The organism is Nocardiopsis sp. TRM 82005, assembly GCF_056312425.1.
The window spans coordinates 180227-201942 of sequence record NZ_JBWDTQ010000014.1 but is presented as its reverse complement, the minus strand read 5'-3'; the positions used below and the strand labels follow the sequence as shown (position 1 = coordinate 201942).

Sequence of the window (21716 nt, the reverse complement as noted above, 5' to 3'; positions counted from 1 at the left end):
GGCTACGCCTCGCCAAAGGTAGGAACCAGGGACGGCTTGAGGTTCGCGGCGACCCAGGCGTCGTCGTAGACGGTATCCCGGTACACGTCGCCGCCGTCCATGCACAGGAACGCGACCACCGGTGCCGGCCCACGGTGGGACGCGAAGTAGCGTTCGACCGCGGTGAACACGCCTCCGGTCGATCCACCGGCGAAGATGCCGTGCTCGCTGAGCAGTCGGCGGCAGCCCACGACCTCGTCCAGTTCAGAGATGGTGACCACCTCGCTGATGGCGGCCTGGTCGACCAACGGTGGGCGGATACTCGATCCGATACCCGGAATCAGCCGGCGGCGCGGCTCCGATCCGAACACCGCAGAACCGGCCACGTCGACGGCTACGACGGCGACGTCCGGGTCCGCTTCCTTCAACCGTCGCGATACACCCGTGATGGTCGCGCCGGTGCCGACCCCTACGAACAAGTAGTCGATGTGTCCGAGCGATTCCACCAGCTCAGCGCCGGTCAGCTCGTAGTGACCGCGGGCACCGTCAGCATTCGAATACTGATCCGGCCAGTAGGCGTCATCGATCTCCTGTAGGAGCTCGGCGACCCGAGCCAATCGTGTGAGCAGGAAGCCGCCCGATTCATCCCGCTCCTGAACGGTCTCCACCCTCCGGCAGGTTCGCTGAAGGCGCTGCACAGTAGCCGTGTTGGTGTTGGGGTCGATCACGGGGATGAAATCGATCTTCATCTGATGGCAGAAGGCGGCCAGTGAGAGCGCGAGGTTCCCCGACGACGACTCCACCACCGTGGTCTGCGGGCGGACACGGCCAGCGCGGACGGCTTCTTGCAGGATCCAGACAGCTGATCTGTCTTTCGCGCTACCGCTGACGTTCGACGACTCGGACTTCGCGAATAACTGGAGGCGGGGATGCTCCAGCCGCACCGTTTCGGTCGGCCGCATCTGGCTTCGGACCTTTTCCATCTGGCGCCAGAGCTCGCCGCTGGTGTTCAAGTCCCTTGTCCTCCATCGGAGCTGACGCTCTAGACCCGACATTCATTATGTGCGCCGCACATACTCTTGGACCGGCGACGGCCACCTGCGGGTGTCAAGTCCGTGATGGCACAAGAAGGCATAGGCCAGCCGCTCCAATCCGAACCCGACACAGGCAGTGTGTACCGCCGCTGAGCCCCCAGGAGTGATGCCGAACGCGCCAGCAAAGAAGCGCTCATGGAAATTGAACGACCCGACGGCTACCGTCTCCTGCGCACTGACGTTCAACCGAAGCTCGTACTTGAGTTCTAGCTGCCGCTGCGACCAGGCCTGCTCCGCGCTCCGGCCGAGAAAGAAAGGATCGTTCGCAACTTCGCAGCAGCCGGTCAGCCCGAGCCGGTCGACCAGGGCCAGAGAGGCGTCCAGCAGCCGTTGTCGGCAGTCGAGCACGAACTGACGGCCTCCCAGGAAGACCACCTCCCGGATAGTGAAGTCCCACAGGCGCTCCAGTGTGCGCCGATAGCGGGACTCGAATCGGAAGGACTTACCACGGGAGGTGACGACCAGCTCCGGTGCCGGCAGTGGCGCATCACTCAGCTGCTGGTAGGTGTGGAAGCACATCGTCGGCGGCAGGCAGTAGTCACTGTTGCGGCAGTAGGCGAGCACGTCTAAAGCAGCACCCGCGCTTGCCGCCTCCGATATGAAATTATCGTATTCATCCACATCAGAGTGCAGTCGGGTCACGAACATCAGCTGTTGCGGAAACGAGCCGAGGTGCCCGGAGCGCTGTAGGGCGGACCGGGGCAGCAGCGTCGGATACCGGTATTCCACGGCGCCGAACTCGCTGCGGGTGATGGCCCGGATCTCCTCGTCGAGGTAGTCCATAAGGCCGAGCACCGGTTCGCCGACGGCGACCTGGCCTTCCCCCGTCTCTGCCGCGGCTCCGCTGGCGAGAAGCTGGTCGAACACCCGCTCCTGGAGGGCGGTCGGCGGACGCGACCGCCACAACTCCCGCCTCGGTGTCACCTGCTGTGGAAGCACATCCTGGGCCAGCACAGAGCGCAGTTTTCGCGAGACGTCCTGGCTGTGGGCGCCTGCCGCCAACCCCACCTCGACCCCGACGATCCGGCCGCCGGAGCGCACCAGCGAAAAGTCGACGATCGCATCGGTGACGAAGAAGACCCGCTTGGCCAGCTCGTCAGCGAGCTGCTCCGGAAGGGACTCGTCGAACTCTATAAGCTCGCGGCTCATCATTTTATTGCGTTACGCTGCATCGATGCGCCACTGGCCCCGGTGGCCACGGCCGGTGCCGCATCTGCTCCACGCATCTGGCCAGGTATCACACGACAGCAGATGTCAAGACTGCGGTCAGGGCTGATTCGCTCAATATTGAGCGGCGCCAACAGCTGAATTATGGGCATGCGAAATGCTGATGACGTCGCTAAACTCATGACCGATCCTCGCTCCCAACCGGTGTCAACTATCCGCCGGCTCCTACGGTATCGACAAATCGTGAACCTACGCCATGGAAGCAAAAGGCGTCAAGAGTATCACCTGGTGAATATATTGCTTGACAACCGGGTGGGCGGCATCCATACTGACGGCCACACAGCCTGAGACGTACGCCCCCTGAGACGGTCATCATTTGTCATGATCCGGGAGTCATACAGTGCCGGAGCAAGAGTCTGAACAGGACAATCTCCTGTACCACGTGGTCGTCAACCACGAAGAGCAGTACTCCATTTGGTCCGCTGACAGCGCCCCGCCTGCGGGCTGGACCCGGGTCGGAGAAGCGAGAACCAAGTCGGAGTGCCTCGACCACATCGAAACGGTGTGGACAGACCTACGACCATTGAGTTTGCGCAAGCGAATGGAGGGGGTGTGAGCCCGCGGCCGCTGGAAATAGCCGGCCTGTCACGTTCGTTCGGCCGCGGAGAGAAGAAGGTCCAAGCCCTCAAGAAGGTGGACCTGGCTCTGGAGAAAAGCGAGACCGTTGGCCTGCTAGGAGTTAACGGTGCCGGCAAGACCACCTTGCTGAAGGTCGTCTCGACACTGCTGATTCCGACCGAGGGGTCCGTGCACGTCGCGGGTTTCGATGCCGTACGTCAGACTCGGCAGGCGCGACGGCACCTGTCTGTGGTACTCGGCGGAGAACGCGGCTTCTACAGTCGGCTCGGCGCGCGGGACAACATCCGCTACTTCGGTCTTCTCAGCGGGCTCTCACCCCGCGAGGCGGCCTCACGCGGTGAGGAGGCCCTGGAACGGGTGAACCTGGCAGGCGTGGCGGACCGCGCCGTCGAAACCTACTCCAGAGGTATGAAGCAACGCCTCCATATCGCTACCGGTTTGTTGGCGGAACCGGCTTTGCTGATGCTCGACGAGCCGACCGTGGGACTGGACCCCATCGAGGCCGAACGAGTGCGCCAGTCCATCGCAGAGCTTCGCGGTAGCGGCGTCACCGTCCTTCTGACGAGCCACTATCTTGGCGACATCGAACGCCTCGCCCAGCGGGTCGTCATCCTGGAGAAGGGCCAGATCACCCACGACCTGCCGCTGGAGCAGTTGCTCGAGCGTGCCAGCGCGGCCGCCGAGGTGAAGCTCTCCGGTTCCGGCGCACCGCCATCGATCACCGCCTCCTCGGCCCACGGCGTGCGGGTGCTGCGCAGCGAGCCCACCGAGGCCGACTGGACGGTCACATTCGAGGTGCGCGACTGGTCACCGGCCGCGTTGCGGGCTCTGGCCGACCTCTGGCCCGAAGCCGATATCAGTGAAGTACGTGTGCTTCCGGCTAGCCTCGAACGCGTATTCGCAGAACTAGCAGGAAAATGAACACGTTCCACACGTTCATCGCTTCGACGGTCCTACAGCTGCGCACACAGCGTTCGCTGGTGCTGATCATCATCGGCATCGTGCAGCCGGCGGTCTTCCTCACCGTCGTACTACTGGCCAGGTCCGCCGACAGCCAGGTGGATCCGACCGAACTGGCGTTCGGCATCATCCTCGTCGGGTTGTGGGGATCGACCATCTGGCAGACCGGCTTCGTCCTCCTCAACGAGCGCAATGAGGGAACACTCGCTCCGGTTCTGGTACGACCGGCCAGTCTCGGTGCCGTGGTCACCGGGAAGGCGCTGGCGTCGACTATCCGGTCCGTGCTGTTCGTGGTGCCGACCGTCGCCCTCGCGATGCTGATCATCGGCGACTCGTTCTCCGTCGGATCCCCGGTCGCCATGCTGGTCGCCGCATTCGCGGTGATCGTCAGTGCCTCGGTGTTCGGCATGCTGGTGTCCTGCTTGTTCGTACTCACCCGGGCCGCCTACCGTATCGCTGAGGCGGCGGCCTATCCCGTGTTCATCCTCGGCGGGCTCGTAGTCCCGTTAACGCTGTTGCCAGGCTGGCTGCACCCGGTCTCCTACGTGGTGTCACTGCGCTGGGGTGCCGAACTGCTCCGGGCCGCCGCCGCAGGCACGGCGCCGCCGGCACACGCCTGGCCCATGCTCATCGTTACCACCGCAGCCTATGCCGTTATCGCTGCACTTCTTTTCGAACGGATGGTGAATCGTGTCCGCCGAGCCGGCACGCTCGAGTTCGTCTGAGCCCGGCCCGGCTCCGCTCGTAGGCTACTGGGCTGCCGCTGTCATATCAGCCCGCAACTATATGAGCCTCTATCCTCCTCGGATTATCGCACTCACCATCCTTCCACGGGTGCTGCTTCAGGTAGCGTTCCTCTCCTACCTGGGCTACTACGCTGCCGGACCAGAGGGACGGGTCTTCGCTTTCATCGGTGCCGCGGCCCACATCATGACCATGGCCACCGTCGCGAAGGGCCCCGACGCCATTCTCGACGAACGCGTGCTCGGAACCCTCTACCGGGTCCGGCTCGGGGTGTTCGGGCTCCCGGGTATCGTCGCCGCCCGCTGGCTCGTCTTCGCGCTGGAGGGCTTCGGCGCCTCGATGGTTGCGATCCTGGTGCTCGCCGTACCGTTCGGCGGCCTCGACCTGCTTCTGCGGCTGCTCGCGGCGACGCCGCTGATCGCGCTGCTAGCGCTGACGACCAGTGCGTTCGGCCTCGCCATCGGCTCATTCGCGCTCTCGTACCGGGCCGACGTGCTTATCGTCAACTTCGCCACTTATGCGCTGCTCTTCGCCTGTGGGGTCGTCGCGCCGCTGACCGCCTTCGGCCCTGTCGGCGAGATGGCGGCCAGAGCACTGCCGCTCACCAACGGCCTGCTGGCGGTGCGCGGCGCCGTGGACGGCACGGCCTGGCTCGGCTATGCGGTGCTCGAATTAGCGGTAGGAGTGGCATGGGCGGTCGTGGCAGTCGCCCTCTTGCTGCGCCAGGACCACCGCGCCCGCCGACTCGGCACCGACGAGTTGCTATAACCCGCGATAGTTCCCGCCCCGCCATCCTCCCCTTTCACGCGCGACCAGTCGTAGCATGTGGGGATGGACGATTCCAGCTACCACTTAAAGTACACCGAGCGCTATGTGCTCTTCAGCTACCTCGAAAAGATGCGCGACGCGGTCGTGCGCACCTCTGAAGGGCTGGACGATGAGCAGTCGCGCAGGCCGGGAGTTTCCTCCGGAACCAATATACTCGGAATCATCCAACACTTGACGGGGGTCGAGGAACAGTGGTTCCAGCAGGTCTTCCTCGGCGAACAAGTACTCCCCGACAAGTCAATGCAGGTGCCGTCGAACGCCACCGGCGAACAGGTGGTGGCCGCATACCGGCAGACGTGCGCGCGCAGTAACGAAATCGTCGATGCCTGCCCCGACCTGTCCACACGTGCGGCGGTACCCAACGTCGGCGAGGACAAGCGGGACTCGCTCCGGGTCATCCTCGGCCACATGATCGAGGAGACCGCCCGGCACGCGGGCCACGCCGACATCCTCCGGGAGCAGATCGACGGTACTACCGGTCTTTGACACGGGGTCCGGTCATCGGCGAAGCGGTAGCCGGCCCAGCCGACGCGTTCGGCCGGGCACCGGGGCCGGCTACGCCCCAACGGTGCAGCGCCGCCCCACCGGCCGTGCGATCGCCAGTCGTTCGAGTGCGGCGGCCAACGCGACGTCGTTGGCCGCCGCACTCGAACGGGTCGGGGGAACGCGCTGTCGCCCAGCCCAAGGACGGACGGATTCTGCGCAAGCTCCGCCGCCGTCCGCGGCAGGCGGGCGAGGCCGCCCGAGCGGTCCTCGTACCTCAGCTACGAGAAACCGGATGAAAAGGGTTCAGTGAACGCTGGCCGTCCGGGAGGGAAATGAAGCTTTTCCGGTCGGCAAGACGGAAGGACAGGGCGGCGGCTGGCCACGAGATCACCATATAAGCCAGCTGCGCCAATGTCTTTTACCACGATCCCGATTAGACCGTTTCAGGGGCATCGCAATCGGCTACCCCATACGAACGTGTGCTAATGTAGTGGTTATTTCCCGAACTATAGACCAACACCACCGTTCCCGCCTACCCTGGATGGACACAAATGGATGTTGTGACGCGCCGGCGGCTCGCCCACCAGGCCCTTGACGGATACGAGAATGGTCCTACGGCGACTGAGCGCGCAACCGCCAAGGCTCTGGAGAAGACGGATGGCGCCGACGCCATCATTCTCGTCGAGGGTGTCAGCGACCAGATCGCCGTAGAGACCCTTGCCGCCAGACAGGGCCGGGAGCTCAACGCTGAGGGGGTCGTGGTGCTGCCGGTGGGTGGCGCGCACGCGGTGACCCGATACCTGCGTCAGTACGGGCCGACTGGCGAGGACCTGCGATTCGCGGGCCTATGTGACACCGGCGAGGAGGAGGTCTTCCGGCGAGGGTTGGTCAAAGCGGAGGTCGGTGCCCCGCGGACCCGGGCGGACATGCAGCGTCTGGGTTTTCATGTCTGCGTCGATGACCTGGAGGAGGAACTTATCCGGGCGGTGGGCGTCGACAGGGTCAAGGAGACTTTCGAGGCGCAGGGTGACTTGGGTTCGTTCACCACTCTGCAACGGCAGGCGGCTTGGCGCGACCAGCCGGTCGTCGCGCAGATGCATCGTTTCTTCAGCTCTGGTGCTCGGCGTAAGCTTCGGTACGCCCGCTTGCTGGTGGAGGCGGTGGACGTGGACCTCGCACCGGAACCGCTCGTCGCGGTGCTCGATGAGGTCTGAGGCCGCTAGCGGACTCCAGTGAGATCGTGTTCGATCTCGGCGGTCAATGCCGTTGGTGCACCGAGAAATGCATAATGGTCTCCGTCCAGGAGTGCATAACGGCAGTCGTCGGTCAGATCGCTCCAGCCGCTCATCCATTCCATGGGAACCTCTTGGTCGTCTGTCCAGCCGAGGACGGTGACGCCGCAGGGCAGCGGTTGCGGTTCCGGTACGCGGTAGCGCCGGTTGGCCTCGATGTCCGCGACCAGTAGGTCGAGGCCGAGTTCGACCAGCTGAGGCACCGGCTTCCCACCGAGCTTGACGATCAACCGGCGCAGCTCGTCGGCCAGCTGGTCACGGTTCAGGTCGAGGAATCTCCCGGCCGGACCATCATGCGGTGCGGACTGCGACGACACGAAGAGCCGCCGGGGCAGGGGGAGCCCGGCTGCGGCGAGCTGTTGCGTCAGCTCCGCTCCGGGCAGCGCGCCCGCGCAGTGGCCGAAGAATGCATAGGGTTTGTCCAGATATGCAGGCAGCTCGTCTAAGAGCGACCGTGCGAGCTCCTGGTATGTGTCGTAGTGGGGCTCGCGGATCCGGTTCTCCCGCGCTGGTGGTTGGATCAGGCAGACGTCGACCCCGCCGATCCGCCGCGGCCAGCGATAGTACATGGAGGCGCCGCATCCGCTGTAGGGGAAACAGAAGAGACGAGCCGCCGCGTCGGGGTCGGGCTTTCGCAACAACCAACGTGGCTTCGCAGCTGGAGGAGAATCGGCCGTAGGCATACTATTGTCGTCGATCGTGACGGGGGGAATTGATCCTGGGAAAGCAGCCTGGGCTCCCCCGAAACCAGCACGAAGGAGGAACCCAGTTGCCTGAAAACTACGAACCAGCTGTCGTGTGGGTGTCGATGTGCTCGTTCGAGCTGAACACGATCTGCTCGTCCAGATCAAGTACCAGGGAGCGCAGCTCTTCCGCAGAGAGAGCAGCGAACTCGTCGGAGTCGATGAGCTGAGAAAGGACATTTTGGAACATGCGTTCCTCCTGTAGATCTCGGTATGCGAGCATCCTCCATTACACTATCAACGCAGCGCTGCCATAAGTCAAGAGTACGGGCGGAACGGTGTCATGGACCGTGTTTCTCATCCGTTATACCGCGTTGATCTCGATGAACAGCATGGTACTCAGGCCCGGGCTTGGGTTTGCGCTTCAAGTGGCGCAGATGGGTAGACAGGTCGCTGACTATGCCCCGGCGACAGGCGCCAGCAGCCCCTTCCCAACCTGAATATGCAGGTCATAGGGCTCGTCTCAAAAGCCCTGCGAGGCTTGTGCGACCACCCATCGTGAATGATGTGGCGCCGCACCGCTGGTTCCAGACCTGGACCGAGACGGGCCTGTGGCCCCGGATTCACCCCCACCTGCTGTGCGACGGCCAGGTATTACCGCTGACCTGCGCAATCTTGGCGGCCAACGCAAACAATGGCGAAACACTCCGGCCCCTGGTCCGAGGAATCCCCACAATGCACTCACGTCACAGTTCCAGCTCGTCGGGGCCCGGCACGTGACCGGCCCCGCCATAAGGGTTTTGGTAGAGCCTTCCGGGGCCCCTGCCGCGCACCCGTAGAGCTGGCAGCGGCGCTCCGCCCCAGGGGATTGGGGAGAGCCTCCAGGAGACCCCGGCCAGGCACCCGTAGGGCCCGGGCTGACGAACAACCACAGTTTTGGTTACTCGCCGTTGTGAGCTCTACGGGTGCGTGGCTGAGGTTTGCTGCGCGCTCTACCCACCCCCTGCGGCGGGCCACCGCTCCACGCTTCCCCAACCCCCTGTGGCGGAGCGCCGCCTGCATGCTCTGCACCCCGCTTGTCCCCGCACGGCGCGCGCCCAAGCTAGGGGCTTCCCGGTGACCGGCGTCCTATATTCGTGTACCCCCGCCCCCAGGCGGTGCAGGACCCGCTCCCGGGAGCGCTACCCCCGCACATGGCGGGCGGGCCCAGGAGCGGACGCCTAGCTTCTCCCATTCCTGCGGCCTCCGGGGCCAGGGATCTCCCTCAGTTGAGTTCGCCAGACGAACTCGCCCTCGGTCGGTCCCACCCCCCTGTGGTGACCGCACCGCGCCAGAGAACCCCACTCCCCCACCCCCTTCGGCGCACCACCAGCGCAGGTGCACGGGCGCACGGCCGGGGTCTGCTGCGCGCCCTACCCCCCTTCGGCGGACCACCGCTGCACGCTGCCTGGACGGAGAACCAGCGTCCGTCGGCTACTGACCGAGCCTTCGGAACCGTCGGACACAGAGGGGGAAGAAGACCGCGGCGATGATCAGCGGCCAGACGACGGCCATCAGCGTCGCGTTCTGCACGACCCAGCTGTCGCCGCCCCAACCGGGATTGCCGAACAGCTCACGGGTGGCGGCGACGGTCGAGGACAACGGGTTCCAGTCCGCGATCGTGCCCAACCACAGGGGCATGGTGGCGGTCGCCACGAAGGCGTTGGAGAGGAACCCCAGGGGGAACTCCAGCGTGTGCACGGCCATGATGGCGCTCTCGCCCCGCATGACCAGACCGACGTAGACGCCCATCCAGACCAGGGAGAACCGGAGCAGCAGGAGCAGCCCGATCCCGGCGGCGGCCTCACCGGCCGTACCGTTCCACTGCCAGCCCACCAGCAGACCGCAGCCGATGAGGAGGAACAGGGTGATGGTGGACTTGAGCATGTCCGCGGCGCACCGGCCGACGACCACGGCGGAAGGCGCCATCGGCATGGACCGGAAACGGTCCGTGACCCCGCGGGAGGAGTCGTGGGCGACGGCGGTGACGGTCTCCCCGATACCGAAGACCATCGCCATGGCGAACATGCCGGGCATCAGGAACTCCCGGTAGTTCCCGCCGCCGGGGACGACCATCGCACCGCCGAACAGGAACCCGAACATCATCACCATGACGACGGGGAACATCAGTCCGGCGATCAGCTGGCCGGGTTGGCGCAACCAGTGGATGAGGTCCCGGCGGGTGACGGTCCACCCGTCCACGAGTGCCCACCGGAGCCTGTCACCGGTGTTCCGCGGCCCGACCGGGACCGCGGTTCTGGTGTCGTTCATCGGACGGAAGCCTCCTGAGCGGTCTCGGGGGCGGACGTGTCGTCCCCTGTGAGGTGCAGGAACACCTCGTCCAGGGTCGGACGCCGCAGGGCGATGTCCTCCACGGCGATCCCGGCGTCCTCCAGCGCCCTCGCCACCTCGGTGAGCGCCGTGACGCGGTTGTCCACACCGACGCTGACCCGCCGGGTGTCGCTCTCGACCGACGGCCGTCCGCCGACCACCCGCTCGATGATCCGCGCGGCCTCCTCCAGCGCCTCGGTGTCGTGCGGCACCGCATCGATCCGGTCACCGCCGATCCGGGCCTTAAGATCGCCGGGGGCCCCCTCCGCCACGACGGTGCCGGAGTCGATCACCGAGATACGGTCCGCGAGCTGGTCGGCCTCCTCCAGGTGCTGGGTGGTGAGGAGCACGGTCGTGCCCTCCGCGACCAGCTGGCGGACCGCGCCCCACACCTCGTTGCGGCTGCGGGGGTCCAGCCCCGTGGTGGGCTCGTCCAGGAAGAGCACCGGCGGGGAGAGAACCATGCTGGCCGCCAGGTCGAGGCGGCGCCGCATCCCCCCGGAGTAGGTGCTGACCGCCTTCTTCCCCGTGCCGGTGAGCCGGAACTGTTCGAGCAGCTCGTCAGCGCGGCGCCCGGCCCGCCGCGCGCCCAGGTGGTAGAGCCGCCCGAACATCTCGAGGTTCTGGCGACCGCTGAGTACCTCGTCGACGGCCGCGTTCTGTCCCACCAACCCGATCTGGTGCCGCACCTGGACGCCCTGGGTGGAGATGTCGTACCCGGCGATCCGGGCACTTCCCTCGTCGTGGCGCAGCAGTGTGGTCAGGATGCGCACCGATGTGGTCTTGCCCGACCCGTTGGGGCCGAGCAGTCCGCAGACGGTGCCGCGCCGCACGTTCAGGTTGAAGTCCTTCAGCGCCCAGGCCTTGCCGTACCTCTTGCCCAGGCCTCGTGCCGTGACCGCGAACCCGGTCGAATCCAAAGCATCCTCCTCAGCGCCACCAGCCGCCCCTGCCTGACGTACGCTGTACTGTACAGAACACTGAACTGTTGACACAAGCGTTTCACCAAAAATTCCCGTACGCCGTACGGAACAGACTTCCGGCCCGCCCACGGCAGGCGCTGGGGAGCGGAGCCGGCGGCGCATCCGGGGAGCGCTTCCCCGCGCCCTTGTGACTCCTTCCTTGACTGATATACCCCCCTGGGGTGTACTCTGCGCTCACGCCTATACCCCCCTAGGGTAAGTCAACAACCACAGGAGGAGAGTCGATGAAGGAGACACCTGATGTCTGAGAAGAACACGGCGGCCCAGCGTGCCGGTGCGCGCCAGTGGTGGGGGCTGGGGATCCTGGTGCTGCCATCGACACTGCTGTTCATGATGCTGACGGTCCTGTTCCTGGCCGCGCCGCACATGGCGGCCGACCTCCAGCCGTCGAGCACGCAGCTCCTGTGGATCCTGGACATCTACGGCTTCGTGATGGCCGGCTTCCTGGTCGCCATGGGGGTCCTGGGAGACCGGGTCGGCAAGCGGCTCCTGCTGATCCTGGGCGCGGTGACCTTCGGAGCCGTTTCGACGGTGGCGGCCCTGACGAGCGACCCGGCGTTGATGATCGCCTGGCGAGCCGTCCTCGGCCTGGCGGCGGCGATGATGGTTCCGGCCACGCTGGGCCTGATCTTCTCGCTCTTCGCCGACGCGAAGCAGCGGGGCGTGGCCATCGGCGTGTGGGCCGGTGGCATCTCCGCCGGTGTCGCGCTGGGTCCGCTGCTCAGCGGAGTGCTGCTCGAGGTCTTCTCCTGGGAGGCGACCTTCCTGGTGGCGGTACCTGTCATGGCGATCGTCGCCATCGGTGCCCCGGTCCTGCTGCCTGAGCAGCGTGACACCAGCGGTGGCAAGCTCGACCTCCTCTCCGCACTGCTACTGGTGGGCTCCCTGCTGGCACTCATCTACGGCATCAAGCGCTTCGCCGCCCAGGAGCCGGTCGGCCCGTCGATCGCCTTCCTGGCCGCGGGCCTGCTGGTCGGACTCTGGTTCGTGGTGCGGCAGCTGCGCGCGGAGCAGCCGCTGCTGGACGTGCGCCTGTTCGCCAACCGCACCGTCAGCGGGGCCCTGAGCGTCTTCCTGCTCTCCGCGGCCGCGCTGGGCGGGGTGTACTTCATGTTCACCCAGTACCTGCAACAGGTACAGGGGCTCTCCCCGCTCCAGGCCGGACTGGCGATCCTGCCGGCCGCCGCGGTGCTCATCCTCGTCGCGACCTTCTCACCGGTCATGGCCAGGCGGTTCCGCCCGGGCAACATCATCGCCACTGGTCTCGCGGTACAGGTGCTGGGCTACCTGGCCTTCACGCAGCTCGACGCCGGGACCGGTATGGCCCTGGTGATCGCGAGCTTCGTCGTGGTCTACCCGGCCGTGGCCCCGTCGATGGCCCTGACCACCGACCTGGTGGTCAGCTCGGTGCCGCCGTCGAAGGCGGGCGCGGCCTCCGGTCTCGCGACCACCGCGAACGACCTGGGGATCTCCCTGGGTGTGGCGGTGATCGGCAGCATCGGTGTCGCCGCCTACCGTCACCGGACGGAGGGCTCCCTGCCCGACGGCCTTCCCCCGGAAGCCGCCGCGGCCGCCAGCGACAGCATCGACGGAGCGCTCGTCACCGCGGAGACCCTCTCCGGGCAGGCCGGCGAGGCGGTGCTGACCGCCGCGCAGGAGGCCTTCGCCAGCGGTCTGAACACAGCGGCCACCGTCTCGGCGGTGATCGCCGCGCTGGCGGCCCTCATCGCCGCCGTCCGGCTGCGCCACATTCCGCCGACCGGTGCGGCGAACGAGCCCGCGGCGCAGGAAGCCGCTGAGTGAGCCCTTCCCAGGAACACCCCCAGGGAGTGAATCGTGTGGCGAGCGACAAGGAAGGAGGTGCGAGGACCATGGGCACGAACGGCGACGGATCCGGTACCGCACGCGGGTACCGCGGACGTGTGGTCCGGGCCGGGGACGACCGGCTCCCCGACGCGCCCCGGACCACGGCCGAGGCCCTGACCGGTCGAGCGGCCGCGGGTTCGAGTACCGATGATGTGGCCGGAATCAAGGTGGTCTGAAAATGCGTGCTTCAACCAGGCTCGGTCTGTACGGCGCCCTCTTGGCGGCCGTGTTCGCCGCGGCGTTCGTCACGGCGGGCGCGATCGTTCCGGAGGAGACCGTGGAGAGCTGGGCAGAGGAGACGGAAGGTCACCCGGAAGAGCATGGCGTGAACGGCGGCGAGCACTCCGGTGGCGGCCAGGGCCACGGGTCCTCCGCCTCCGGGCTCACCCTGGAGTCGGAGGGTTACCGGCTCACCGACTTGGCAGCCCCGGTGGAGTCCGGTGAGGAGGGTGAGCTCACGCTGTCCATCACCGGAGCCGACGGTCTGACCGTGACGGACTTCGACCTGTCCCACGAGAAGGAGATGCACCTGATCGTGGTCCGCTCCGACGGCGCGCAGTTCCGCCACGTCCACCCCGAACGCGACGGCGAGGGCCGGTGGTCGGTCCCGTGGGAATGGGACGAGGGCGGCAGTTACCGGGTCTTCGTCGAGTTCGTGCCGACGGGGTCGGAGGAGAGCGTCACCCTGTCGAGCACCGTGCAGGTCGCCGGCGACACCGACCCACAGACGGTGGACGGTGAGGTCACGACCGCGCGGGCCGACGAGTTCGAGGTCAGCGTCGCCGGCGGCCTGAGGGCCGCGGAGAGCTCCATGCTCACGGTGACGGTGAGTCGCGACGGAGAGCCCGTGACAACGCTGCAACCGTATCTCGGTGCCTACGGCCACCTGGTGGCACTGCGCGAGGGCGACCTGGCCTATCTGCACGTGCACCCCCACGGTGGGGAACCGCGTTCGGGCGAGACCTCGGGCCCGGAGGTGGCCTTTGAGGTCACCGCGCCCACATCGGGCCGGTACCTGCTCTACCTGAACTTCCAGGTCGACGGCGAGGTGCGCACCGCCGAGTTCGTCCTCGACACCGAGGGCTCCGGGGACGAGGAGTCGCCGGCCCCGTCCGAGGACGGCACCGGGCACGAGGAAGGAGAGAGCCATGACCACGGCGAATGACCAGTCGGCCCCCACGGCCAGCGTAGAGCTGCAAATCGGTGGTATGACCTGTGCCGCGTGCGCCAACCGGGTCGAGAAGAAGCTCAACAAACTGGACGGCATCGTCGCCAGCGTGAACTACGCCACGGAGAAGGCCAGAGTCACGGGGCCGTCCGACCTGGATCCGAAGATGCTGATCTCCGAGGTGGAGAAGACCGGCTATACCGCCGCTCTGCCCGCCCGGGCCGACTCCTCCTCGAACGAGCAGTCCGAGGAGGAGTCGGCCGAGGACGCTGAGCTCACCACCTTGCGTCAGCGGCTGATCGGCTCGGCGGCCCTGTCGGTGCCGGTCATCGCGATGGCGATGGTCCCGGCCCTGCAATTCGACTACTGGGGGTTCGCCTCCCTCGTCCTGGCCGCCCCCGTCGTGGTGTGGGCCGGCTGGCCCTTCCACCGCGCCACGTGGACGAACCTGCGCCACGGTGCGGCGACGATGGACACGCTCATCTCGGTCGGCACCACGGCCGCGTTCCTCTGGTCGGTGGTGGCGCTGTTCTTCGGCACCGCTGGCCAGCCGGGAGTGGTGCACCCCTTCGAGCTGGCCATCTCGCGGTCCGACGGGATGGGCCACATCTACCTTGAGGTGGCGGCTGGCGTCATCACCTTCTTGCTACTGGGCCGCTACTTCGAGAAGCGTTCCAAGCGCCGCGCCGGTGCGGCGCTGCGCACCCTGCTCGAACTCGGCGCCAAAGAGGTCTCCGTGCTTCGTGACGGCAAGGAGCGGCGCGTACCGGTCGAGGAGCTCTCGATCGGGGACGAGTTCGTCGTCCGCCCGGGTGAGAAGATAGCCACCGACGGCGTCGTCGCCTCCGGCAAGAGCGCGATCGACGCCTCCATGCTCACCGGTGAGTCGGTACCGGTCGAGGTCGCCGAGGGCGACCCCGTCACCGGTGCCACCGTCAACGCCGGTGGCCGCCTGCTGGTGCGCGCCACCCGGGTGGGGTCGGACACCCAGCTGGCGCAGATGGCCAGGATGGTCGAGGACGCCCAGTCGGGCAAGGCCGAGATCCAGCGTCTGGCCGACCGGGTCTCCGGAGTGTTCGTGCCGATCGCGATCGCGATCGCCGTGGCCGCGCTCGGCGCCTGGATCGGGGCCGGTTTCCCGCTCGTCGCCGGTTTCACCGCCGCGGTCGCGGTGCTCATCATCGCCTGCCCCTGCGCGCTCGGACTGGCGACGCCCACCGCCCTGTTGGTGGGTACGGGTCGGGGCGCCCAGATGGGCGTGCTGATCAAGGGGCCCCAGGTGCTGGAGTCCACGCGCCGTATCGACACGGTCGTGCTGGACAAGACCGGTACGGTCACCACCGGCAAGATGACCCTCGCCGAGGTCATACCCGCCTCGGGTGTGGAGCGCGAGCAGCTGCTCCGCCTGTCCGGTGCGCTGGAGGACGCCTCCGAGCACCCCATCGCCCAGGCGATCGCGGCCGGAGCCACCTCCGAGGTGGGGGATCTGCCGGTTCCCGAGTCCTTCGAAAGCATCGAGGGCCGCGGCGTCCAGGGGGTCGTCGATGGCCATGCCGTCCTGGTCGGACGCGAGGCGCTGCTGGCCGACTGGTCCCAGCACCTCGACGAGGACCTACGCGAAGCCAAGAGGGCCGCCGAAGCCGGGGGCAAGACCGCTGTCGCGGTCGGCTGGGACGGTCGGGCCCAGGGCGTGCTGGTCGTGGCCGACCAGGTCAAGCCGACCAGCGCGCAGGCGATCGCCCAGTTCAAGGACCTTGGTCTGGCCCCGGTGCTGCTGACCGGTGACAACCAGGCGGTGGCCGAGCAGGTTGCCGCTGAGGTCGGCATCGACCAGGTCATCGCCGAAGTCCTGCCCAAGGACAAGGTCGATGTCGTGGCCCGCCTCCAGGGCGAGGGCAGGACGGTCGCGATGGTGGGCGACGGAGTCAACGACGCCCCTGCCTTGGCCCAGGCCGATCTGGGCCTGGCGATGGGGACCGGTACTGACGTGGCCATCGAGGCGGCCGACATCACCCTGGTCCGTGGTGACCTCAGGGCGGCCGCCGACGCGATTCGGCTGGCACGCCGAACGCTGAGCACGATCAAGACCAACCTGTTCTGGGCGTTCGCCTACAACAGCGCGGCCATCCCTCTGGCGGCCCTCGGTCTGCTCAACCCCATGCTGGCCGGTGCCGCGATGGCCTTCTCCAGCGTGTTCGTGGTCAGCAACAGCCTGCGCCTGCGCTCGTTCAAGGCACGCGCGGACGGCTCAAGCCCCGAGCACGTCCGGGCCCCCGCCTCGGTCAGCTGAGCGCGCCAATCCCCGGATACCCACTGAAGGACGACGAAAGGTCAGACGATGTCCACGTGTGACGGCCCCGGCCAGAACCAGGCGAACAGCAGCACGGGCTCGTGCTGTGGCCACGACAGCACCGATGAGGAGCCGGCCCCGTCCAGTGCACAGGATGTGGCCGAGTGCCCCGTCATGGTCGGCAATACCGTGATCATGTCCGAGGCGGAGGAGGCGGGACTGTTCCGGGACTACCAGGGACAGCGGTACTGGCTGTGCTGTGACTCCTGCGGCCCGCTGTTCGACGCGGACCCCGAGCTCTACGTCTCTCCCTGAGACCTTCTCGGAGTCGGGGCCCCGGCCGTCGGCCGGGGCCCCGAACTCTCGGTATGTACCCCACGGGGGTATAAACGCACGGCATGGGCACAGACCACGGCCGTCATGAAGACCCCGGTGCGAACCCGCGTCGGCACAGGCGGATGTGGGACCGCCGTCGGCGCCGGGCACGGACATCGCCTTCGGCCCGCCTCCAGGACAGGAGACGGGCCGAGTTCCCACCGTTGAACGACGACCGCGGCGAGGGCGTCCGCACCGGTTCAGGGGTCCGGCGTATCCTCCGCCTCGGAGGCCACCCACCGCCTCCGTACGTGCGAACCGTCGCAGAACGGCTTGTCACGGGAAAGGCCGCAGCGGCACAGGATCTGGGTGCGGCCGGGCCCGAGTTCATACTCCTCACCCGCGTGGTCGACGACGCGTACGGGCCCCTTGACCTGATAGGGGCCGTTCTCCACGGCCTTGATGACCACGGGTTCTGATCGAGGAGAGTCGCTCATCGGGGGATCTCCCTCAGGCATCGGTGACGGGGGCTCAGGACACGACCTCGTAGCCCGCGCCGCGAATCGCCTCACGCACCCGCGGGTCGTCCACCGCGGAGGGGGTGGCCAGCTCCATGGTGCCGGTGCTGACGTCCACGTCGATGTGGTCCGACTCGATACCCTCGATGGCGCTCACGGCCGTGACCACCTTTTTCACACAGCCGGAACAGGTCATCCCCTTGACGGTATAGGTGACTGTGTTCACGAAAATCTCACTCCTCTACTTCGCTAAACCCTACAGGGGCAGGGTATTGGGCACGACCACGCGGGCACGGACCCCTGGGCGGGACCAGCGCCGCGAATCGCCCGACGGGCAGCCGGGGGTTCGACCGGACAAGGATCAAGATACCTGTAGGGGGTATCTCGGGCAAGACCTCGGCGGAGCGGCTCGCCCCCTGGGCCCACATGCGGGCCCGTGAGGCGTTATGCCCGCACGGGCACTCGCCCCCCTCACCCGCCAGGGCCGGACCCGGCGCGCATGGGCTTCCCCGCGGGACCGCGGCCGAGAAGCACACCCCGGGAGGGCACACACGGCCGCGGCCGGAGACAAGGGAACTTGACAGCACCAATCCCCTTGGGGTAATACCCCATAAGGGTATATGGTAATCGGCGTAGCGGGCGAACTTGACAAGGTTGCACACGAAGACCGGAAAGAGCGGACGTGAACGTTTCGGCCACATCAGCATCCTTCTCCCCAAGTATTCCCACGGGCTTCACGGGACCCCGCAAGGCCGACCAAGCCGGCCGTACGCCCCACGAAGAAGCACGGCCGTCCACCCCCGGCCACGACGAGCGACCGACCCGCCACCCCGGTCCAGCGCATCCGAACGCCTTCCCGGCCTGAGGACCGGGGTCACGCGATCCCGCCCAACCGGCGCCCCACCGTCGCGCCCGAGGACCGGGGCGCCCGTACCCTCCGCCGACCGCCGCACCTCCTCCCCGGCACGCCAGGGCCGGGCCGACCGGCAAATCGGGTTCGATCGGAAAGTTCAGTGACAGCCATTGACAGCCATGCCCAAATAGGGTTTCCTCTTACAAAAAGAGACACACACCCTTGGGTCCGCTTGTGCAATAAAACCCCCCACTATCGGTGCATAAACTGATACCCAGTCCCCCAAGAGGGATCCAATAGCAAGTCCTTATTGACACTTGCGAACTGGTGCGACCCTACTTCGAAACCACCTGGGCCAAAGAAGTTCTTCGTCGAATAACCTGCCCGAAAGATTTCTCAACCGGAGCCACCCGGAGAAGAACAAGAAAGGCAAACGAGGAGACATGGAGCCACGAACGGCAACGGTCGGCGAGCGCTTGTCCAGGCGCGCCGCCACCCAGCCCGACACCACAGCGATCGTCTGTGGTGATGAGCGAGTCACCTACTCTGAGCTGGATAAACGATCTGACGCGTTAGCCAGGGAGCTGAACCTTCGCGGCATCGGCAAGGGTTCCGTGGTTCTCTCTCACTTAGACAGGTCAATCGACTTGGTCACCACTCTGGCGGCCATATGGAAATGTCGGGCAATCTATCTTCCGGTGGAAACCGGGGCACCCATGGCCCGCATCTCAAAGTTCCTGGACGAGAACTCCTGTGCCGCGATCGTCACCGCAGACACAGAAGACGGAAGCCTGAGGGGGCTCGGGGTACCGACACTGTCCCCGAGGAGTACACTCCCCGATCCGGGACCCTGTGGAGAACAATTACCGAACGGCCGACCACAGGAAAACGACGCCGCTTATATCATCTACACCTCTGGATCCTCCGGCGCCCCGAAGGGTGTCCTGGTCGGACATGATTCCCTCGGTTGCCTGTTCGACGAAATCAACGGTCGCTACGGCATAGGCCCCGGGGACCAAGTCCTACAGTTCGCGTCTACGGTGTTCGACACCTCGCTGGAGCAGATCCTCGTCACCCTGCTCAACGGCGCAACCCTCGTCCTCCCCGACCGGGTCTGGGCCCCCAGCGAACTGGCGGAGGAACTGGTTCGGCACCAGGTGACGGTCATGGACCTGACCCCCGCGTACTGGCGCGCCTTCCTTGAGGAGCTCGGGCGGAATCCTCGCCAGCTCCCCGTCCGGCTCACCATCGTGGGCGGCAGCGCCGTACACGTCGAAGACTGCCGGGCCGCGCTGCGTCTCATGCCCGCTTCCCGCCTGGTCAACGCCTACGGGCTGACCGAGACGACCATCACCTCCTGCACCATGGAGATTTCCTCCGAGGTCCTGCCCGACCACGGTTGCGCACCGGTGGGCCGGCCGCTGCCGGGCACCGTCGTCGAGGTCCTGGACGATGACCTTCGTCCGGTCGGTCCCGGAATCCCCGGGGAGGTCCACATCAGAGGGCTGGGTGTGGCGCGCGGCTACGTCTCGCCAGGTGCCGACCGCGGGCGGTTCCGAGTGGACCCCCATGCGAAGTCCCCCGACGCACGCGTCTACCGCACCGGAGACCGGGGGCTGTGGGGCACCGACGGGAACCTGGAGATCCTCGGACGGGTCGACCGGCAGTTCAAGGTACGCGGCTTCCGCGTCGAACCCGACGAGGTGGAATCGGCCCTGACCGCCCACCCGGGAATCGTGGACGCGGCGGTCAAGCCCTTCCCGCGTCGCGGCGACGTCCGGGTCGTCGCCTACTGCGCGACCGAGGGCGGCACACTCCCCGAGGTACGCTCACTGCGCGCTTTCCTCGCCGAGCACCTGCCCTCCTACATGATCCCCGAGACGTTCGTAGGGCTGGACGTACTCCCGGCGGCCCCCAACGGCAAAGTGGACCTGAACTCCCTCACCGAGCCGGAGGAGTCCGCGCCGACGGATCAGCGCACCGGAGACGGGGCCGAAACGGTGGACGCCCCGGCCGTCGAACGTGTGGTCGCGGGTCTGTGGTGCCAAGTACTGGAAGTCGGGTCCGTCGGACCACACGATGACTTCTTCGCGCTCGGCGGCGACTCGATCATGGCCGCCGAGCTGGTGGCGAAGGTCCGCGCCTCCCTGGGCGTCCTCATCGACCAGGTACGGCCACTCATCCGCGGCCTGCTCCAGGACCCCACCCTGCGAGGGTTCTCCCTGGCGGTGGAGACCGCCAGGTCGGGAACCCTCGGTGACGCCGTCCAGCGCGTTGACTTCACGGCGGAGACCGAACTGGACGTCCCGATCAGTTCCGATCCCTCGTCGGAACCCTCATGGTCCGCCCCCGAACACGCCCTGCTCACCGGGGCCACCGGCTTCCTGGGCGTCCATCTGCTGCGCGAACTCCTGACCACCACCGACGCGACCGTGCACTGCCTGGTCAGGGCACGGGGACGCGATCACGCGGTCGACCGTGTGCGGGAGAGCGCCCGGCTCTATCTCCAGGACGAGCTGACCCAGTACTTCGACTCCGGCCGGATCGCCGTCCTCCCGGGCGATCTAGCCGAACCGAACCTGGGCCTGTCCGAAGAGGTATTCGACGACCTGGCCCGCCGTGTGGACGTCATCCACCATCCGGGTGGACTCGTCAACTTCATCTACCCCTACTCCCACATGCGCCAGGCCAACGTCGAGGGCGTGCGTGAGATCATCCGCATGGCCGGCCGCCACCGTGCCGTCCCGGTGCACTACACCTCGACGATGGCGACGGTCTCCGGGTTCGGCACCGCAGGCGTACGGCACGTCACCGAGGACACCCCGATCGACCACGTCGACCACTTGGGCGTGGGCTACGTCGAGAGCAAGTGGGTGGCCGAGGCGCTCCTCCTCAAGGCCGCCGAACGCGGTCTGCCCGTGGCGATCTACCGGGCCGCGGACATCTCCGGTGACCAGAAGACCGGCGCGTGGAACACGTCGACCGAGATGTGCGCGATGAAGCGGTTCATCGTCGACTCGGGCACGGCCCCCGTCGCCGAACTCCCCTTGGACTACACCCCCGTGGACTGCTTCGCGGCGGCCGTCCTCCACATCTCGACCAGGAGGCCCGCGCGCGGAGACGTCTACCACCTGACGAACCCCGACAAGGTCAACGTCGCCCTGCTCGTCGAACGCCTCCGCGTCCATGGGTACCCCGTCCGCGAGATCCCCTGGGACCAGTGGGTGGAGGGCGTCCTCCAGACGGCCGTGACCGACCCCGAGCACCCGATGACCCCCTTCGCGCCCCTGTTCATCGACCGGTGCCCCACTGGGGAGATGAGCGTTGCGGAGATGTACCTCGAGACGACGTTCCCCGCCTTCTCCCGGGACAACGTCGAGGCCGCCCTTGAGGGCAGCGGCATCGACATCCCCCCGGTGGACGAGGAGATGCTCGACCGCTACATCGGATACCTGGCAGACGTCGACTTCCTGTGAGGCAA

The 21716-nt window shown here is 66.8% G+C and carries 20 protein-coding genes; 12 read left to right on the top strand and 8 right to left on the bottom strand.

The window, feature by feature from the left end; genetic code table 11:
• Nucleotides 1-2: 2 nt before the first annotated feature.
• Both sbnA and AC0T5L_RS11345 read right to left on the bottom strand, forming a co-directional pair.
• Nucleotides 3-992, bottom strand: coding sequence for a 2,3-diaminopropionate biosynthesis protein SbnA (gene sbnA, locus AC0T5L_RS11350; protein WP_476165386.1), 990 nt, complete (start codon nt 990-992; stop codon nt 3-5).
• Nucleotides 993-1037: 45 nt separating this feature from the next.
• The gene (locus tag AC0T5L_RS11345; RefSeq protein ID WP_476165385.1) at nt 1038-2225 is read right to left on the bottom strand and encodes a class-II aminoacyl-tRNA synthetase family protein; all 1188 of its coding nucleotides are present in this window, start codon (nt 2223-2225) and stop codon (nt 1038-1040) included.
• 415 nt (nt 2226-2640) lie between these two features.
• Here AC0T5L_RS11345 and AC0T5L_RS11340 point away from each other — a divergent pair, with 415 nt between their 5' ends.
• From AC0T5L_RS11340 to AC0T5L_RS11315, 6 genes are all read left to right on the top strand, one after another.
• Nucleotides 2641-2856 (top strand): MbtH family protein, encoded by a 216-nt coding sequence (locus AC0T5L_RS11340; protein WP_476165384.1) that lies wholly within the window; start codon nt 2641-2643, stop codon nt 2854-2856.
• A complete protein-coding gene (locus tag AC0T5L_RS11335; protein WP_476165383.1) occupies nt 2853-3800 on the top strand; it encodes an ABC transporter ATP-binding protein in 948 nt (315 codons plus the stop codon). The genes AC0T5L_RS11340 and AC0T5L_RS11335 overlap by 4 nt, the downstream gene beginning before the upstream one ends.
• Nucleotides 3797-4564 (top strand): ABC transporter permease, encoded by a 768-nt coding sequence (locus AC0T5L_RS11330; protein WP_476165382.1) that lies wholly within the window; start codon nt 3797-3799, stop codon nt 4562-4564. Before AC0T5L_RS11335 ends, AC0T5L_RS11330 begins: the two co-directional genes overlap by 4 nt.
• Nucleotides 4565-4673: 109 nt before the next feature.
• Nucleotides 4674-5351, top strand: coding sequence for an ABC transporter permease (locus AC0T5L_RS11325; RefSeq protein WP_476165381.1), 678 nt, complete (start codon nt 4674-4676; stop codon nt 5349-5351).
• 63 nt (nt 5352-5414) lie between these two features.
• Entirely contained in the window at nt 5415-5897 is a 483-nt protein-coding gene (locus AC0T5L_RS11320; RefSeq protein ID WP_476165380.1) for a DinB family protein, read from the top strand.
• 551 nt (nt 5898-6448) lie between these two features.
• Nucleotides 6449-7111: a TOPRIM nucleotidyl transferase/hydrolase domain-containing protein gene (locus tag AC0T5L_RS11315; protein WP_476165379.1), complete on the top strand. Its 663-nt coding sequence runs from the start codon at nt 6449-6451 to the stop codon at nt 7109-7111.
• Between the two features lie 5 nt (nt 7112-7116).
• Here AC0T5L_RS11315 and AC0T5L_RS11310 read toward each other — a convergent pair whose 3' ends face one another.
• The 4 genes from AC0T5L_RS11310 to AC0T5L_RS11295 all read right to left on the bottom strand — a co-directional run bounded on the left by AC0T5L_RS11310 (nt 7117) and on the right by AC0T5L_RS11295 (nt 11162).
• Nucleotides 7117-7827 (bottom strand): thioesterase II family protein, encoded by a 711-nt coding sequence (locus AC0T5L_RS11310; protein ID WP_476165378.1) that lies wholly within the window; start codon nt 7825-7827, stop codon nt 7117-7119.
• 142 nt (nt 7828-7969) lie between these two features.
• The gene (locus tag AC0T5L_RS11305; RefSeq protein ID WP_476165377.1) at nt 7970-8122 is read right to left on the bottom strand and encodes a hypothetical protein; all 153 of its coding nucleotides are present in this window, start codon (nt 8120-8122) and stop codon (nt 7970-7972) included.
• Between the two features lie 1223 nt (nt 8123-9345).
• Nucleotides 9346-10182, bottom strand: a complete 837-nt coding sequence (locus tag AC0T5L_RS11300; protein WP_476165376.1) for an ABC transporter permease — start codon at nt 10180-10182, stop codon at nt 9346-9348.
• The gene (locus AC0T5L_RS11295) at nt 10179-11162 is read right to left on the bottom strand and encodes an ATP-binding cassette domain-containing protein (RefSeq protein ID WP_476165375.1); all 984 of its coding nucleotides are present in this window, start codon (nt 11160-11162) and stop codon (nt 10179-10181) included. The genes AC0T5L_RS11300 and AC0T5L_RS11295 overlap by 4 nt, the downstream gene beginning before the upstream one ends.
• Nucleotides 11163-11465: 303 nt before the next feature.
• Between AC0T5L_RS11295 and AC0T5L_RS11290 the strand changes: the two genes are divergently transcribed.
• The 5 genes from AC0T5L_RS11290 to AC0T5L_RS11270 all read left to right on the top strand — a co-directional run bounded on the left by AC0T5L_RS11290 (nt 11466) and on the right by AC0T5L_RS11270 (nt 16864).
• A complete protein-coding gene (locus AC0T5L_RS11290; protein ID WP_476165374.1) occupies nt 11466-13028 on the top strand; it encodes an MFS transporter in 1563 nt (520 codons plus the stop codon).
• A 68-nt stretch (nt 13029-13096) separates the two neighbouring features.
• Nucleotides 13097-13267, top strand: coding sequence for a hypothetical protein (locus AC0T5L_RS11285; RefSeq protein ID WP_476165373.1), 171 nt, complete (start codon nt 13097-13099; stop codon nt 13265-13267).
• 2 nt (nt 13268-13269) lie between these two features.
• Nucleotides 13270-14256 (top strand): hypothetical protein, encoded by a 987-nt coding sequence (locus tag AC0T5L_RS11280; protein ID WP_476165372.1) that lies wholly within the window; start codon nt 13270-13272, stop codon nt 14254-14256.
• Nucleotides 14240-16549 carry a heavy metal translocating P-type ATPase gene (locus tag AC0T5L_RS11275; RefSeq protein WP_476165371.1) on the top strand — a complete coding sequence of 770 codons (2310 nt, stop codon included), beginning with the start codon at nt 14240-14242 and terminating at the stop codon, nt 16547-16549. Before AC0T5L_RS11280 ends, AC0T5L_RS11275 begins: the two co-directional genes overlap by 17 nt.
• Nucleotides 16550-16597: 48 nt before the next feature.
• A complete protein-coding gene (locus tag AC0T5L_RS11270; RefSeq protein ID WP_476165370.1) occupies nt 16598-16864 on the top strand; it encodes a hypothetical protein in 267 nt (88 codons plus the stop codon).
• Nucleotides 16865-17124: 260 nt separating this feature from the next.
• On the opposite strand, the gene AC0T5L_RS11265 is transcribed toward AC0T5L_RS11270, so the two are convergent.
• Both AC0T5L_RS11265 and AC0T5L_RS11260 read right to left on the bottom strand, forming a co-directional pair.
• A complete protein-coding gene (locus AC0T5L_RS11265; RefSeq protein ID WP_476165369.1) occupies nt 17125-17361 on the bottom strand; it encodes a CDGSH iron-sulfur domain-containing protein in 237 nt (78 codons plus the stop codon).
• Nucleotides 17362-17395: 34 nt separating this feature from the next.
• Nucleotides 17396-17608, bottom strand: a complete 213-nt coding sequence (locus tag AC0T5L_RS11260) for a heavy-metal-associated domain-containing protein (RefSeq protein ID WP_476165368.1) — start codon at nt 17606-17608, stop codon at nt 17396-17398.
• Between the two features lie 1070 nt (nt 17609-18678).
• Here AC0T5L_RS11260 and AC0T5L_RS11255 point away from each other — a divergent pair.
• The gene (locus tag AC0T5L_RS11255) at nt 18679-21711 is read left to right on the top strand and encodes an amino acid adenylation domain-containing protein (protein WP_476165367.1); all 3033 of its coding nucleotides are present in this window, start codon (nt 18679-18681) and stop codon (nt 21709-21711) included.
• Nucleotides 21712-21716: the final 5 nt, after the last annotated feature.